The 14,796-nt window shown below is 69.5% G+C and carries 14 protein-coding genes; 10 read left to right on the forward strand and 4 right to left on the reverse strand.

The genetic code is table 11. From position 1 onward, the window contains the following. Nucleotides 1–26 precede the first annotated feature (26 nt). Entirely contained in the window at nucleotides 27–1,139 is a 1,113-nt protein-coding gene (locus BZG35_RS05325) for an aldo/keto reductase (protein WP_077354706.1), read from the forward strand. Between the two features lie 60 nt (nucleotides 1,140–1,199). On the opposite strand, the gene BZG35_RS05330 is transcribed toward BZG35_RS05325, so the two are convergent. From BZG35_RS05330 to BZG35_RS05345, 4 genes are all read right to left on the reverse strand, one after another. Next, the gene (locus tag BZG35_RS05330) at nucleotides 1,200–3,911 is read right to left on the reverse strand and encodes a hypothetical protein (protein ID WP_077354707.1); all 2,712 of its coding nucleotides are present in this window, start codon (nucleotides 3,909–3,911) and stop codon (nucleotides 1,200–1,202) included. A 152-nt stretch (nucleotides 3,912–4,063) separates the two neighbouring features. Continuing rightward, nucleotides 4,064–5,512, reverse strand: coding sequence for a sigma-54 dependent transcriptional regulator (locus BZG35_RS05335; RefSeq protein WP_077354708.1), 1,449 nt, complete (start codon nucleotides 5,510–5,512; stop codon nucleotides 4,064–4,066). 124 nt (nucleotides 5,513–5,636) lie between these two features. Then, entirely contained in the window at nucleotides 5,637–7,448 is a 1,812-nt protein-coding gene (locus BZG35_RS05340) for a DUF4153 domain-containing protein (protein ID WP_077354709.1), read from the reverse strand. 53 nt (nucleotides 7,449–7,501) lie between these two features. After that, complete coding sequence (locus BZG35_RS05345) at nucleotides 7,502–7,987, reverse strand: DUF1203 domain-containing protein (RefSeq protein ID WP_077354710.1); 486 nt, start codon at nucleotides 7,985–7,987, stop codon at nucleotides 7,502–7,504. A 104-nt stretch (nucleotides 7,988–8,091) separates the two neighbouring features. On the opposite strand from BZG35_RS05345, the gene BZG35_RS05350 reads away from it, so the two are divergent. The 9 genes from BZG35_RS05350 (at nucleotide 8,092) to BZG35_RS05390 (ending at nucleotide 14,703) form a co-directional block, all read left to right on the forward strand. Beyond that, complete coding sequence (locus BZG35_RS05350; RefSeq protein ID WP_077354711.1) at nucleotides 8,092–9,900, forward strand: M3 family oligoendopeptidase; 1,809 nt, start codon at nucleotides 8,092–8,094, stop codon at nucleotides 9,898–9,900. A 191-nt stretch (nucleotides 9,901–10,091) separates the two neighbouring features. After that, on the forward strand, nucleotides 10,092–10,367 hold the full coding sequence (locus tag BZG35_RS05355; protein ID WP_077354712.1) for an aa3-type cytochrome c oxidase subunit IV: 276 nt from the start codon (nucleotides 10,092–10,094) through the stop codon (nucleotides 10,365–10,367). 118 nt (nucleotides 10,368–10,485) lie between these two features. Next, nucleotides 10,486–11,625, forward strand: coding sequence for a Re/Si-specific NAD(P)(+) transhydrogenase subunit alpha (locus tag BZG35_RS05360; RefSeq protein WP_077354713.1), 1,140 nt, complete (start codon nucleotides 10,486–10,488; stop codon nucleotides 11,623–11,625). Further along, the gene (locus tag BZG35_RS05365; protein ID WP_077354714.1) at nucleotides 11,625–11,969 is read left to right on the forward strand and encodes an NAD(P) transhydrogenase subunit alpha; all 345 of its coding nucleotides are present in this window, start codon (nucleotides 11,625–11,627) and stop codon (nucleotides 11,967–11,969) included. Before BZG35_RS05360 ends, BZG35_RS05365 begins: the two co-directional genes overlap by 1 nt. Further along, nucleotides 11,966–12,265: a hypothetical protein gene (locus BZG35_RS05370; protein ID WP_077354715.1), complete on the forward strand. Its 300-nt coding sequence runs from the start codon at nucleotides 11,966–11,968 to the stop codon at nucleotides 12,263–12,265. The genes BZG35_RS05365 and BZG35_RS05370 overlap by 4 nt, the downstream gene beginning before the upstream one ends. After that, nucleotides 12,262–12,645 (forward strand): hypothetical protein, encoded by a 384-nt coding sequence (locus tag BZG35_RS05375; protein ID WP_150125938.1) that lies wholly within the window; start codon nucleotides 12,262–12,264, stop codon nucleotides 12,643–12,645. The genes BZG35_RS05370 and BZG35_RS05375 overlap by 4 nt, the downstream gene beginning before the upstream one ends. Then, nucleotides 12,645–12,947: a nucleotidyltransferase domain-containing protein gene (locus BZG35_RS05380; RefSeq protein WP_077354717.1), complete on the forward strand. Its 303-nt coding sequence runs from the start codon at nucleotides 12,645–12,647 to the stop codon at nucleotides 12,945–12,947. Before BZG35_RS05375 ends, BZG35_RS05380 begins: the two co-directional genes overlap by 1 nt. Next, nucleotides 12,947–13,291 (forward strand): DUF86 domain-containing protein, encoded by a 345-nt coding sequence (locus tag BZG35_RS05385; RefSeq protein ID WP_171981884.1) that lies wholly within the window; start codon nucleotides 12,947–12,949, stop codon nucleotides 13,289–13,291. The genes BZG35_RS05380 and BZG35_RS05385 overlap by 1 nt, the downstream gene beginning before the upstream one ends. Next, nucleotides 13,288–14,703 carry an NAD(P)(+) transhydrogenase (Re/Si-specific) subunit beta gene (locus tag BZG35_RS05390; RefSeq protein WP_077354719.1) on the forward strand — a complete coding sequence of 472 codons (1,416 nt, stop codon included), beginning with the start codon at nucleotides 13,288–13,290 and terminating at the stop codon, nucleotides 14,701–14,703. Before BZG35_RS05385 ends, BZG35_RS05390 begins: the two co-directional genes overlap by 4 nt. Nucleotides 14,704–14,796 lie beyond the last annotated feature (93 nt).

The following is a 14,796-nucleotide window of genomic DNA, read 5'->3' on the forward strand; positions in this document are numbered from 1 at the left end:
TCGTAGCAAAAGCTAGGAAACATCATATGTCGCTCTCCGATTATCGCACCCTGGGCCGCTCGGGCCTGGCCGTCAGCCCGCTGGCGCTGGGGACCATGACCTTCGGCATGGCGCGCTGGGGCATGGGTGAGGACGGTGCACGGGAAGTGTTCGACGCCTATGCCGAGGCCGGAGGCAATTTCATCGACACGGCCGACGTCTATTCGGGCGGGCTGAGCGAGGAGATGATCGGGAAGTTCGTGGCCGAGCGGGGTCTGCGCGACCGGATGGTGATCGCGACCAAGGCCGGCTTCTCGACCGGGGCCGGGGCCCACAATGGCGGGTCCGGTGCCCGGCATCTGACTGCGGCGCTGGAGGGGTCGCTGCAGCGGCTGAAGACCGACCATATCGACCTGTACTGGCTGCACGTCTGGGACGGGGTGACGCCGGCCGAGGAGTTGCTGGAGACCATGTCCGGCCTCGTCCGTGCGGGCAAGATCCGCTACTGGGGCATGTCGAACTCCCCCGCTTGGTATGTCGCCAAGGTGGCGACCCTGGCGCAGGTGCGGGGTGTCCCGGGACCGGTGGCGCTGCAGTATTTCTATTCTCTGGTCAGCCGGGATGTGGAGGCCGAACTGGTGCCGGTGGCGGCCGAGTTCGGCCTGGGCCTGCAGCCCTGGAGCCCGCTGGCCTATGGCCTGCTGACCGGAAAGTACGACCGCGCCACGGTCGAGGCCGGGGCACCGCGCGCCGGCGGACTGCCCAGCGAAGCGGCCAGCGGTTCGGAGCAGCGGCCGGACGACGACAAGCGTCTCGACGGGGCCAATCCGTTCGGCGACACCCTGTTCACCGACCGAAACTGGCGCATCGTTGATGAGCTGCGCCGGGTGGCGGCGGAGGCCGGCGAGAGCCCGGCCCGGGTCGCCCTGGCCTGGGTCACCCGCCGTCCCGGCGTCGCCTCGACCCTGATGGGGGTCAGCAAGGCCGCCCAAGTGGCGGACAATGTGGCGGCGCTCGACGTGGTCCTGTCCGACGCTCACCGCGCTGCGTTGGACGCGGTCAGTGCGCCGAACCTCAACATGATCTACGGCCTGTTCACGCCCCCCGGCCGCAAACAGATGATGTTCGGCGGCACGGGGGTCCGGGGCTGGTCGGACTGATTAACCCGAGCGCAACGACGCGCCCGGGGCCCCTTATCGGGTCCCGGGCGCGACCACGCCTCAGAACAGGATCTTGCGCAGGCTGACGCGCACGACGCGGCCCTGGGGGTCGATGAAGTCGGGCTGGTAGTTGAGGGCGAGGTCGCCGGTCGAGGACGTGACCTCGGTCCGCGTGTCGAACAGGTTCTCGACGCCGAGGTTGATGCGTGCCCCCTTCAGGATCGGGAAACGCGCGACCCAGGCCGTGCGGGCGTTGAGGTCGGCGAAGACGTTCAGATTGACCGTGGTCTGGTCGCTGAAGGCCAGGTCCGAACCGCCCGCGCCGCCGTCGACGCGGGTGGCCTCGCGCCAATTGGCGTTCAGAAAGGCCCCGAAGCCGTTGCGGAAGACGCCGCCCTGGACCTGAACCTCGTTGCGCGAGGTGCCGCCCCGCGCCCCGGTGGCGTCGCCGTCCAGCAGATCGAGAACCGGCAGCTCGGGCCGAATGGTGATCGTGTCGCTGAAGCGGACGGTGTGATAGATCGACAGATTGAAACGGCCCTGACCGGGCTGCAGGTTGCCGCCCCGACCCCCGCCGCCCCGGAACTGGCCACCCCCGCCGCCCCCCGGAGGCGGACCGCCCGCACCCGCGCCCGGAGGCGGGCCGCCTGCGGCCCCGAGACGACCGCCGGTTCCGCGCGGCGCTCCGGCCGCAGCCGGCGTCGCCTTGCCGAAGGCGCGCGAGACGTTGAACCCACTGCGCAACTCGCTCCGTTCGGTCTGGGTGAAGTTCAGCGGTCGGGCGTCGATCGAGATCAGCTGCCCGCCGGCGTCGCGCACGAAGCGCTCGGGCAGGGCGGCCTCGAGGTCGGCGGTGATGGTCGGGAACGAGGTGATGGCGTCATCGGTGGTCGAGCGGGTGTAGTTGGAGCTGAAGGTCAGGTCGCGCGCGGACCAGGGCTTCCAGTTGACGCCCAGCTTCAGCACCTGTCGGTTGTCGGCGGTCAGGTTGGCGTTGCCGCCGCTGATGCGGGTCACCAGCACGGTCTGGCCGGTGCGGAAGTCGAACACGGCGCTGTTCGGGGTCGAGATGACCGGATCGTTCAGTTGCGAGATCGTGGGGGCCCCCTCCTCGTCGGTATAGCTGACGATGAAGGAGACGGGCTCAACCGGAGACCAGTTGGCCCCGACGCCCAGGGTGACCAGACCGCCGAAGTCGGAGGCCTCGTCATAGCCGGCGTTGGCGTTGAGCGAGAGGTCGCCGAAACGGCCCAGCACGTCACGGCCGCGGCTGGCCACCGGCAGGGTGAAGCTGCTCGTGCCATAGACGCGGTCGCGGCCGATGGCGCGCGCGCTGAACACGCCCGATCGGGTGCTTTCCGACGTCAGCTCGCGGGTATCGGCGCCGAGCTTGAAGGTCGAGTTCAGCCCCCCGGCCGGGGCCTCCAGCAGATCACCGGTGAAGACCGCCTCCAGATTGCCGCCGCTGGCGACCGACCGGGCGGTGTCGCTGAGCCGTGTAAAACTCGATGGGGACAGGTCCCCGAAGGGATTCAGGGTTCCGGCGGTGACGGCGGCCTGGGCGGCGGACGCATCCAGGCCCCGGCCGGTCGTGGTGTCGGTCTCGACCCGGTCGTAGGCCCCCGACAGGGTCCAGCGCCAATCGCCGAGGAACCCGTCCAGCAGCAGGCCCAGATTGGCGGTCAGGGTCTCGGTTTCGCGGGTCAGGGCTCCGGGATCGTCGAGGTAGCGATAGACCAGGACGTCGCGGCTGAAGGGCGAGCCGTTGCGCCCCGCGGGGGCGGTCAGGGTCACGCCCGGCAGGCCCTGATAGGAGAAGCTGGAACTGTCGACCAGATTCAGGCTGACCGTGCCCTTGGTCGTCTCGTTCAGGTCGCGGGCGATGGAGGCGTTCAGCGTGGTCTCGTCGCCGCTGGGCAGCAGAGTCCTGTACTGGCCCAGATCGCCGGTCCGGGGCGCGTTGGCCCCCGGCACGAAGGCGGCGAGGCTGGGGTTCGCGCCCCCCGGATTGGCCGCCACCGTGACCGTCCGGCCGGCGAGGGCCGACAGGGCGGGGTCGATCTCGGCACCGAAGGTCAGGCCGCCGACGTTGCCGATGCGGTCGAACGGTTGTGACCCTGGGGCGCGGGTGATGTCGCGTTCGTCCTCGAACAGGGCGGTGTCGTGCTCGTGCTCCAGGCTGACATTGATGCGGTTGCCGTCGATGACGCTGAAATAGCCGCTCTCGACTTCGGTCGAGAGGCGTCCGCCCTGGGACGGGCCGCGGGCGCTGGCCTCGGCGGTGGCCTGGCGGAACTGGGCCTTGAGGACGATGTTGACGACGCGCTGGTCGGCGCTGAAGCCATAGGTCAGCGCGACTTCCTCGGGCAAAATATCGGTCCGTTCGATGGCCTCGAACGGGATGTTGCGGATTTCCTGGAAGCCCGAGGTGCGGCGACCGTTCAGCAGGACCACGGGCCCCCCATCCGACCGGCCGCGCGCGCTGCGGGTCAGGGGCTCCAGCGCCGCCAGCAGTTCGGCGACATTGCTGGCCCCGTAGGCCGCCAGCTGTTCGGCATCCAGGGTGATGTCGGGTGCGATATCGCCCTCGACACTGCCGCGGGGCCGGGTGCCCGTGACCACCACATCGTCCAGCCGAAAGTCGCCGGACGTCGCGCCCGACGGCTGGGTCTGGGTATCGTCCTCGCCGTCCGTCGGCGGGGTCTGCGGCGGAGTCGCCGTCTGGATCGCGCCCGAGGCGAGGGCGTACAGCAAGGCGGCGGCGAGGGTCATGAAATATCCGGACTAGGCGTGGGGAGACGCCCATCGGTGCGACGAACGCCCCGACGGATTGCTTATACGCCCCAGTCATCGCGATCCGTCGCGGCCTGAACGAGGCCGGGGCTCAACCGCCCGCGCGTGGCCTGACGTCGGCGGTCTTCGCGTCAGCCGGCGTCCTTCAACGCGCCTTCCAGTCCCTGTTCGCGGACCTTGCGGTACAGGGTCGAGCGGCCGATGCCGAGGCGGCGCGCGATCTCGGACATGTGGCCGGCATAGACCTCGATGGCGTGCTGGATCAGGTCGCGTTCGATGTCTTCAAGGGTGCGCAGATGGCCGCGCTCGTCGAGGATGCGGATCGGTTGCTCCGGCAGGGGCGGCAGGGCGGCGTAGTCGATCACGGCCGCCGAGGGGGCCTGTGGCACGGACTCCAGCGGCATGGCGATCCCCGAGATGGCCGGGAAGTCGTGCGGCTGCAGGAAGGGGGCGTCGGCCAGGACGATGGCGCGATAGATGGCGTTCTCCAGCTGGCGGACGTTGCCGGGCCAGTCGAAGGCGCTCAGCAGGGCCAGGGTCTCGGGCGCGGCCCCGGCGATGCGGCGGCCCTCCTCGACGTTGAAGCGGCCGATGAAGTGATCGATCAGGGCCGGGATGTCCTCGCGGCGCTCGCGCAGGGCCGGGGCCTCGATCGGGAAGACGTTGAGGCGATAGAACAGGTCCTCGCGGAACCGGCCCTCGGCGACAGCGCTCGACAGGTCGCGGTTGGTGGCCGAGACGATGCGGACGTCGACCTTGACCGCGCGCTTTGCGCCTACGGGGTCGATCTCCCCCTCCTGCAGTGCGCGCAGCAGCTTGACCTGCATGTCCAGGGGCAGTTCGCCGATCTCGTCGAGGAACAGGGTCCCCCCGCTGGCCTCCATGAACTTGCCGAGATGCTTGTCGGAGGCTCCGGTGAAGGCCCCCTTCTCGTGGCCGAACAGGATCGACTCGACCAGGTTGGCGGGCAGGGCGCCGCAGTTGACGGCGACGAAGGGCTTGCCGGCGCGGTCGGATGCACCGTGCAGGGCGCGGGCGATGACCTCCTTGCCGACGCCGCTCTCGCCGGTGATCAGGACGGGGATGGAGGACCGGGCCGCGCGGGCCCCCAGCTGCTTGACCATCTGCATGGGACGGCTGTCCCCGACCAGATCGGCGAAGGTGACGCGGCCGGCGACGTGCTTCTTCAACCGGCCGACCTCGGCTGTCAGCTGGGTCAGCTGCAGCGCGTTGCGGATGCCGACCAGGATGCGTTCCGGGCTGGCGGGCTTGATGAAGAAGTCCTGGGCCCCGGCCTGCATGGCCTTGACCACGGTCTCGATCCCGCCGTTGGCGGTCAGGACGATGACGGGGGTGGTGACGCCGGCGGTGCGGATCTCGGCCAGGGCCTCCATGCCGCTCATGCCGGGCATGACGAGGTCCAGCAGGACGACGTCGGCCCCGCCGCCCTTGGTCAGGCGGTCGATCGCCGCCTCGCCGCTCTCGGCGTGGACGACGACATAGCCCTCGCGGTCCAGAACGGCCTGGACGAGGCGGCGCTGGGTCGGATCGTCGTCGACCACCAGAACGGTCTTGGCCATGGTTTGAGACACCTTCGTCGTCGCGGCAGGGTGCGTCGGCGCGGGGAGCGCGACTGACCCGTTTCGGGACGGTTTTAGGGCCGATGCGGTGAAGATCGGGTTGGGGGGCGTGGTGTCCGAGGGATTAACGGCGGGGCGGCGAGACGGCGATCGTCTGGCAATCCTGGTCCGGTCTGAACGCCATGGATTGATCCTTCCCGACGAGGAGGTCGGGCCAGCGCTGCGCGGTGGGTTGGATCGCGCCGGCCCGCATCGCCGCCCGCGGATCAACCTGGCCCTGGCCCGCGCAGATCGCTTCGCGTCTCCAGCGTCCGGCGATCATCCAACGCCCGTCCGTCTGGGTGAACAGAACCAGCTCGCTGGACTTGGCGAGGATCACGTCGAGCGAACCGTCTGCGTCCAGGTCGCGCGCCGTCGCGACACAGGCGTGGTCGGGCTGACAGTCGTAGCGTCGGTCGTTGGGCCTGACCGCCGCGACGAAGCCTGCGGGCAGTTCGGAACCGGCCGGCCACGCTTCGATGGTCGGCGTGATGGTCTGTTGCTCCTGCGCGCGATTCTCGAAGGCGTAGCGGTTGTCGGCGGCCTGGGCGGCGCGGGCGCGCGAGGCGATGTCTGTGTCGGATCCCGATGCCAGCCCGCTCAAGGCGCTCTGTCCGACCCGGCCGGATTGAAAGCGCAAGAAGCCGTAGTCGAAAGCCTCCGGCGTCACCGCGCCGCGCTGCAGCCGCGCCACCTGATCGGCGACCGACAGGCGGGCCGGATCGGCCACGGGCGTGAACAGGGCCATGATGACGGCGACCTGAAGCACCGCGGTGACGATGTTGGTCCGCTCCAGCGGGCGCATCCAGTCGCCTTTCGCCCAGAACGGACGGAGGGCGGCATGGCCGTACCCGACGGCATAGACCCCGCCCACGACGGCGCAGGCCAGGGCGACGATCCGGTCCGGCGTCAGGCCGTGCTGGCCGATCCGCAGCATGAGGCCCCAGGCCGCGATCACGATCAACGGCGTCAGCAGGATGGCGGCGACCCGGACGGCGACGCGCAGCACGGCAGGAGGAAGGGTGTCGGGGCGGCCGTCCTGATAGGCGGCGTTGATCAGCACGATCAGCATGCCGGCCGCCGTCAGCACCAGCGCCGTCGCGCTGCCCGTCGCCCAAAGGCCCGTCAGGCCGGTGAAGGGCAGGGCGGCGAGGAAGGCGGCGACCAGCACGGTCAGGACCAGCAGCAGCCAGGACAGCAGCATCAGGGCCACCGTCCGCACGCCGCGGATCAGGCCGTCGCGCACATCGGTCAGCTGCACCGCGGCGGCGAAGGCCAGGCCGGTCAGGGGCAGGGCGAACCAGCCCTGCCGCAGCAGGTCGCCGAGGAAGCTCAGCCCGATGATGTTGAACAGGGACGCGCCCAGCCACAGCAGCAGCCAGAAGGCCGCGGCGAAGCCGATCGACAGCACCAGCTGCACGCCCGCCATCCAGGCGGCGTCGAAATAGGCGGGGTAGGCGGCGATCAGCCGTCGCTCGCGATCCGCCGGGACGACGAGGTGGTGGGCGATGAACAGGGCGGCGGCCGCGAAGACGAAGACGGAAAACGATCCCTCAAGTCCCTCTCCGGCCTGCCGGGCGACGTCGTGCCAGGCCAGGAGCGCGAGCCCCGCGCCGGCGATCAGGCTCCAGACGGCATAGACCGTCAGCCTCAGCCGGCCGACGCCCGACAGCAGGACCGTCGGCAGGAACAGGGCCACCAGCACCGCCGGTGCGAACAGTTCGGGATGCTGGCGCGACCAGTTGTCTCCGCTGCCCTGGGTGGCGCGCATCAGCAGATAGAGCACGATCCCCTGCACCAGACCGATGGCGAGACGGGCCAAGGCGATCCGGCCACGGTCGGGCGACCGGCCAGGGCTGTCCGGCGTCTCGTCGATGGCGGTGGTCTCGGTCGTCATGGCGCGCCCCCTCGCCCGGACCCGGGCGCGCTATATGGCCCGAAGTGGGCGGATCAGGAAAGCGTCGGCTGCAGCCGACGGGCGCGGGCCAGATAGCAGCCCCGGGGGGCGAAATGGATATGGACCTGATCCACCGCTGGGTCGTCGAAGGCCCGCGTCAGGTGATCGTCCAGTTCGGCCCCCGCGATCACCCGCCCGTCGAGCATCATGCTGCGCCGGTCGTACGGCCGCAGCGACAGGGGCCGCTTCGCCAGCATCTCCGGCACAACGCCCGGCTCCGGCGCATAGGCCTCCGCCGCCTCGCGCACGAAGATGGGGCCGGAGGCGCGATAGGGGGAGGTGGGATCCGTCAGGTGGGCGTGGGTGATCAGCACCAGCCGCTCGCCGGCCTCGGCATCCCGCAGGCTGACGCGGCAGGGGGCGCGGCCGGGCGCGTCGGCGACCCAGCGTCGCGCGCCGACGGCGGCGAGTTCCGCATCCGACAGGGCGAAGGTGGGCGTGAAAGGGGCCAGGGGCAGGGCTTCGAGGGTCCAGGTCATCAGCGGTCTCCGTGTGTGAGCCCCTGACTTGCGACGATCCGCGGGGGGCGTCTGGCGGCTTCCGGCCGTTGCGTCCGCGCCCGGCCCACCCCACAACGAGAGGTATGAACGCTCCCTTCAAAGCCCCGCCCCACGTCGATCCCGCCGAACCGCCGGTCTGGGACCTGTCCGACCTCTACGGCTCCAGGGAGGACGCGCGGATCGCGACCGACCTGGAGGCTGCGCGGGCGGCGGTGGCCGAGCTGAACGGTCTGCAGGGCCGGTTCCTTGCGGAGCGGGCCGATCCGGCAATGCTGGGGGCGACGCTGGACCGGGCCATCCGGCTGTATGAACAGGCGTCGGAGGGGCTGGGCGCGCTGGGCGCCTTTGGTTTCCTGGCGGCCTCGACCGCGCGCGACGATGCGGGGGCCCAGGGGTTCGAGGCGGACCTGAGGGAGAAGATCACCGCCATCGCCACCCCGACCGTGTGGCTGACCCTGGAGATCAATCAGCTGGACGAGGCCGAGATCGAAGCGGCGCTGGCGGCCCATGCCGGGGCGGCGACCTGGCGGCCCTGGCTGCGGCGGGTCCGGGCGATGAAACCGCACGAACTGTCTGGCGAGCTCGAGACCTTCATCGCCGAACGCATGCCGATCGCGGCCCAGTGGCCCCGGCTGTTCGACGAGACCCTGGCCGCCCTGCGGGTCGAGACCGGTAAGGAAAGCCTGACCCTGTCGGAGGCGCTGAACCGGCTGTCGGACCCGAAGGAGGCCCGGCGGCGCGGGGCGGCCGAAGGTCTGAACGCGGCTCTGGCGGCGCGCACATCGACCCTGGCCCTGGCGTTGAACACGGTGGCCGCGGAGAAGGCGATGGAGGACCGCTGGCGCGGCTTCAAACGCCCGGCCGACAGCCGGCATCTGGCCAATGAGGTCGACGGCGAGGCCGTGGACGCCATGGCCGACGCGGTGACCGCCGCCTATCCGAAGCTGTCGCACCGCTACTATGCGCTGAAGGCCAAGGCGCTCGGCAAGGCGACGCTGGACCAGTGGGACCGCAATGCCCCGCTGGAGACCAGTGCCCCGCGCGGCTTCGACTGGGCCCAGGGCCGCGAGCTGGTCCTGGAGAGTTTCGGCGATCTGGGCGGCGAGTTCGCCGAGCGGGCGGGCCGGTTCTTCCGTCAGCCCTGGATCCACGGCCGGGCCGGACCGGGGAAACAGTCGGGGGCCTATGCCCATCCGGTGACCGCCGACCGCCACCCTTACGTCTTCCTGAACTGGATGGGGGAGCGGCGCGACGTCCTGACCCTGGCGCATGAGCTGGGCCACGGCGTGCACCAGACCCTGGCGGCGGAGAGAGGCACCCTGCTGGCCGATACGCCCCTGACCCTGGCCGAGACGGCGTCGATCTTCGCCGAGGGGCTGACCTTCGACCGGTTGCTGGCCACCGCCCCCAAGGCCGAGCAGCGCGACCTGCTGGCCGGGCGGATTGAGGACGGGTTGAACACCGTCGTACGCCAGATCGCCTTCCACCGTTTCGAGACCCGCTTCCACGACGAGCGGGCGAAGGGCGAGGTGTCGGCCGACCGGCTGGGCGCGCTGTTCCTGGATGAGATGGGGGCCTCGCTGGGCCCGGCGGTGACGCTGAACCCCGGGTACGAAGCCTGGTGGAGCTATGTCAGCCACTTCGTCCACTCGCCCTTCTACGTCTATGCCTATGCCTTCGGCGACCTGCTGGTGGCGGCGCTGATGGAGACGCGCCGGGCCGATCCGGACGGCTTCGCACCGCTGTACCGCGACCTGCTCGCGGCGGGTGGGACCAGGACCTATGTCGAGGCGCTGGCGCCGTTCGGCCTCAACCCGCGCGATCCGGCCTTCTGGACCATCGGCACCCGGCGGCTTGAGCGACTGGTCGATCAGTTCGAGGCCATCGTGTGAGAATGAGGGCGGTCCGGACAGTCATCGCGACGCGTGTGACAGCCTGCGCATTGTGGCCGCGCCGCGACGCCCGCCCTCGCCGCGCCTACGACGGACCAGTCCGGCCTATACGTGGATTTGCGACGTGGGTTGAGCCAGCGGCGACTGTCGCTATAAGAACCGCCACACCGTTTCACGACCGGACCCTTTTCATGGCCGACCATCCGCACGACACCCTGCACGACGCCGCCGATCATGATGCGGAAGCCTATGTGCACGGGTCGATGACGATCGAGGAGCAGTCGGCGACCTGGTCCCTGTTCATGACGCTCGCCAAGTGGGGTTCGCTGGTCGTGGCCTGCATCCTGCTGTTCCTGGTGCTCGCGTTCCAGCCGGACGGCAGCATCTTCGCCGGCTTCATCGCCGCCGTCGTGATGGGCGTCGCGGGCTTCATGTTCCTGAAGAGCGGCAAGAAGGCGGAACACTAGTTCTGCCGCGACCCCGCGACGTGATGGTCGCCGCCTGAACTTGGGCGCGGTTCGCCTTTGACGTCCTCGCCTCCCAACGCCTAACGTCGATCCATCCAGTCTGGATGGGGAGATTCGCTTGGCCGTTGCCATCGCCGTGACCCGGGAACGTCGTGAAGGCGAGACGCGCTGCGCCGTCACCCCCGAGACCGTCAGGAAGCTGATCGCCCTGGGCGCGTCCGTAACGGTCGAGGCCGGCACCGGCCTGGGGGCCGCCATTCCCGACAGCGAATACACCGAGGCCGGAGCCTCGGTGAAGCCGGACACCCGCGCGGTGCTGGAAGGCGCTGACCTGGTGCTGAAGGTGCGCGGCCCGACGGCGCAGGAAGTCTCGGCGATGAAGCCTGGCGCGATCGTGGTCGCCCTGCTGGACGCCTACCGCGAGAAGGACACGGTCGCGGCCATGGCCGGGGCCAATGTCACCGCCTTCGCCATGGAGTTCGTGCCCCGGATCACCCGGGCCCAGGTCATGGACGCCCTGTCGTCCCAGGCCAACCTGGCCGGATACCGGGCCGTGATCGAGGGGGCCTATGCCTATGGCAAGGGCTTCCCGATGATGATGACGGCGGCGGGCACGGTCGCCCCGGCCAAGGTCTTCATCATGGGCGTGGGTGTCGCCGGGCTGCAGGCCATCGCCACGGCGCGCAGGCTGGGCGCGGTGGTCACCGCCACCGACGTGCGGCCGGCGACCAAGGAACAGGTCGAGTCGCTGGGGGCCAAATTCCTGGCCGTCGAGGACGAGGAGTTCAGGAACGCCCAGACCGCCGGCGGCTATGCCAAGCCGATGTCTCCCGAGTACCAGGCCAAACAGGCGGCCCTGACCGGCGAACACATCAAGAAGCAGGACATCGTCATCACCACCGCCCTGATCCCCGGCCGCGCCGCGCCGGTGTTGGTCAGCGCGGAGCAGGTGGCCTCGATGAAGCCGGGCAGCGTGCTGATCGACCTGGCGGTCGAGGCGGGCGGCAATGTCGCGGGATCCAAGCCGGGCGAGGTGGTGACCACGGCGAACGGCGTGTCCATTGTCGGTTACACCAACCTGCCGGGCCGCATCCCCTCGGATGCGTCTGCGCTGTATGCCAAGAACCTGGTCGCCTTCACCGGTCTGCTGATCAAGGACGGCGCGCTGGCGGTCGACCTGGAGGACGAGATCCTCAAGGCGTCGGTGGTCACGCAGGGCGGCGCGGTCGTGCACGAAGGCCTCAAGGGAGCAAACTGATGGAACACGTCGATCCCACCGTCTTTCGCCTGGCCATCTTCGTGCTGGCGATCTTCGTCGGCTACTATGTCGTCTGGTCGGTGACGCCGGCGCTGCACACGCCGCTGATGGCCGTGACCAATGCGATCTCCAGCGTCATCATCGTCGGCGGGCTGATCGCCGCGGCCGCCGTGTCGGGCGACGTCGCCGGGCCGAACGCCTGGATCGCCAAGGGGGCCGGCGTGCTGGCCGTGACCCTGGCCAGCGTCAACATCTTCGGCGGCTTCATGGTCACGCGGCGGATGCTGGCCATGTACAAGAAGAAGGAACGGCCGGCCAAGGTCGAGGCCAAGGCCGCGCCGTGACGCATGACGTGCTCAACCTGTCGCCCGGCTCCCTGGCCTGGACCGCCTCGTGGATCGCCACGGGGCTGGGTCTCGGCATGTGGCTGTGGAGCTGGCTGGGCGAGAAGGACGCGATCCAGAAGCTGCGCTGGCGTGACTGCGGCGTGGTCATGCTGTTCGGCGGCATCCTGACCCGGGTCGTGGTGCAGGACAGGCCGATGATGGCCTGGGACTGGGCCATGGTGTTCCTGGGCCCCCTGTTCATCGCCGCCGCCCTTTGGCGGCTGGCGCGGACGGCCGAGGGGGCGGGGCGGTGACGCGGGCGATCGCGGCGGCGGCCGCAATGCTGGCGGGCGCGCCGGTTGACGCCCTGGCCCAGACCGACGTCGGGACGAATTACGAAGGCGGGCTGTACTGGCATGTCGCGGCCCCCGGCGGTGCCGCCTGGACGCTGGAGTGCCGCTTCCGGTCCGCCATCATCGCGACCAGCCGGTATGACACGCGCCATTGGGTGAACCGGCTGCGCACCCGGGGTCGGGGTCCTCAGGCCGGTCGACTGCCGGTCGACAACGGCGACTGCAGCGTCACCAAGACGGGCGGGGCCGGGCCGGTCGGCATCGCCATCGTGCGAGGGACCGACGTCGTCGCCGATGGGACGTCAGCGGTTGGAGTGCGCGCGGCCGTGGGGGTTTTCTGATGGACCGGCCGCAGACCTTGCTGGATCAGGTTCTGGACGCCATTCGCGATGAGCGGGCCTCGGCGAGGAAGTTGGGGGTCGAGCTGGTCGGCGTGGTGGGTTCGGTCGCTCGGGGTGACGCGCGATCCGACAGCGATGTGGACGTCGTGTATGACGTGGTCGGCCGGCCGACCCTGTTTGACCTGGGCGCGATCGTCGTCCTGCTCGAGGATCGGCTGGGGCGTTCGGTCGATCTGATCGGACGTCAGGCGATGAAGCCCGACCGATGGGCCTATATGGGCCGCGATCTGGTGCTGGCCTGATGGACGAGGCGGTTCGGATCAGGCTGCGCGATATCCGGGACAACGCTCGACGCGCCCTCGATTTCCTGGGCGATCGCGCCGCCGAGGATCTGGAGGCGGACCCGCTCCATGCCTATGCGATCCTGCATGCCGTGCAGATCGTGGGTGAGGCGGCGGGCAGGGTTCCGGCAGAGGTTCGCGACGCCGCGCCGTCGATCGCGTGGCGCGCGTCCGTCGCCATGCGAAACATTCTGGTTCACGACTATAGCTTCGTCAGCAAGGCGATCCTCGTCGACACGGTTCGAGGAGATTTTCCGGCGCTGATCGAAGAGGTGCAGCGACTGCTGGGGGAAGACCAAACATGAACGCATCGATCGCGGCCCTGGCCTATCTGGCGTCGGGCGTCCTGTTCATCCTGTCGCTGCGGGGCCTCTCCAGTCCGGAGACCAGCCGTCAGGGCAATATCTACGGAATGATCGGCATGGCCATCGCCGTCGGCGTGACCCTGCTGACGCTGGGCACCACCGGGGCGCTGGATCCGCTGACCCTGGCCCTGCTGGCCGGCGGGGTGATCGTCGGCGGCGGGGGCGGGGCCTTCATCGCGGCCAAGGTCAAGATGACCGACATGCCCCAGCTGGTGGCGGCGTTTCACTCGCTGGTGGGGATGGCGGCCTGCTTGGTGGCCGTCGGGGCGGTCTATGCGCCGGAGGCCTTCGGCATCTCGGACGGGGCGGGCGGCATCAAGGTGCAGTCGATCGTCGAACTGGCCCTGGGCGTCGCCATCGGGGCGATCACCTTCACCGGCTCGGTCATCGCCTTCGCCAAGCTGAACGGCAACATGAGCGGCGCGCCCATCCTCCTGCCGTCCCGGCACCTGATCAACGTCGGCTTGGCCCTGGCCCTGGTGCTGCTGATCGGTCTGCTGATCGGATCGGGCGGCACCGCGGTCTGGGCCTTCTGGGGCATCTTCGCCCTGTCGCTGATCCTGGGCGCGACCCTGATCATCCCCATCGGCGGAGCCGACATGCCGGTGGTGGTGTCGATGCTGAACTCCTATTCCGGCTGGGCGGCGGCGGCCCTGGGCTTCACGCTCGAGAACATCGCCCTGATCATCACCGGGGCCCTGGTCGGGTCGTCGGGCGCGATCCTCAGCTACATCATGTGCAAGGCGATGAACCGCAGCTTCATCAGCGTGATCCTGGGCGGGTTCGGCGGCGACACCGGTCCGGCGGGCGAGGCCCGCGTCGAGACCCGGCCGGTCAAACAGGGCAGCGCCGACGACGCCGCCTTCATCATGAAGAACGCCTCGAAGGTCATCATCGTTCCCGGCTACGGCATGGCCGTGGCCCAGGCTCAGCACGCGCTGCGCGAAATGGCCGACAAGCTGAAGGAGGAGGGGGTCGAGGTGAAATACGCCATCCACCCCGTCGCCGGCCGCATGCCCGGCCACATGAACGTCCTGCTGGCCGAGGCCAACGTCCCCTATGACGAGGTGTTCGAGCTGGAGGACATCAACGCCGAATTCGCCAGCGCGGACGTCGCCTTCGTCATCGGGGCCAACGACGTCACCAATCCGGCCGCCAAGACCGATCCGACCAGCGCCATCTACGGCATGCCGATCCTGGACGTGGAGAAGGCCGGCACCGTGCTGTTCATCAAGCGCGGCATGGCGGCGGGCTATGCCGGGGTTGAGAACGAGCTGTTCTTCCGCGACAACACCATGATGCTGTTCGCCGACGCCAAGAAGATGGTCGAGGGGATCGTGAAGGCGCTGTGAGACCATGACGGATCTCTTGGTCCCTTTGGAGTTCATTTCAACGGACGGCAGGAGCCCGGACGCAAGTCCCTGACCGGACGGCCGCCCGTTCGT

Origin of the sequence: Brevundimonas sp. LM2 (assembly GCF_002002865.1) — a bacterium.
Classification (GTDB): Bacteria; Pseudomonadota; Alphaproteobacteria; order Caulobacterales; family Caulobacteraceae; genus Brevundimonas.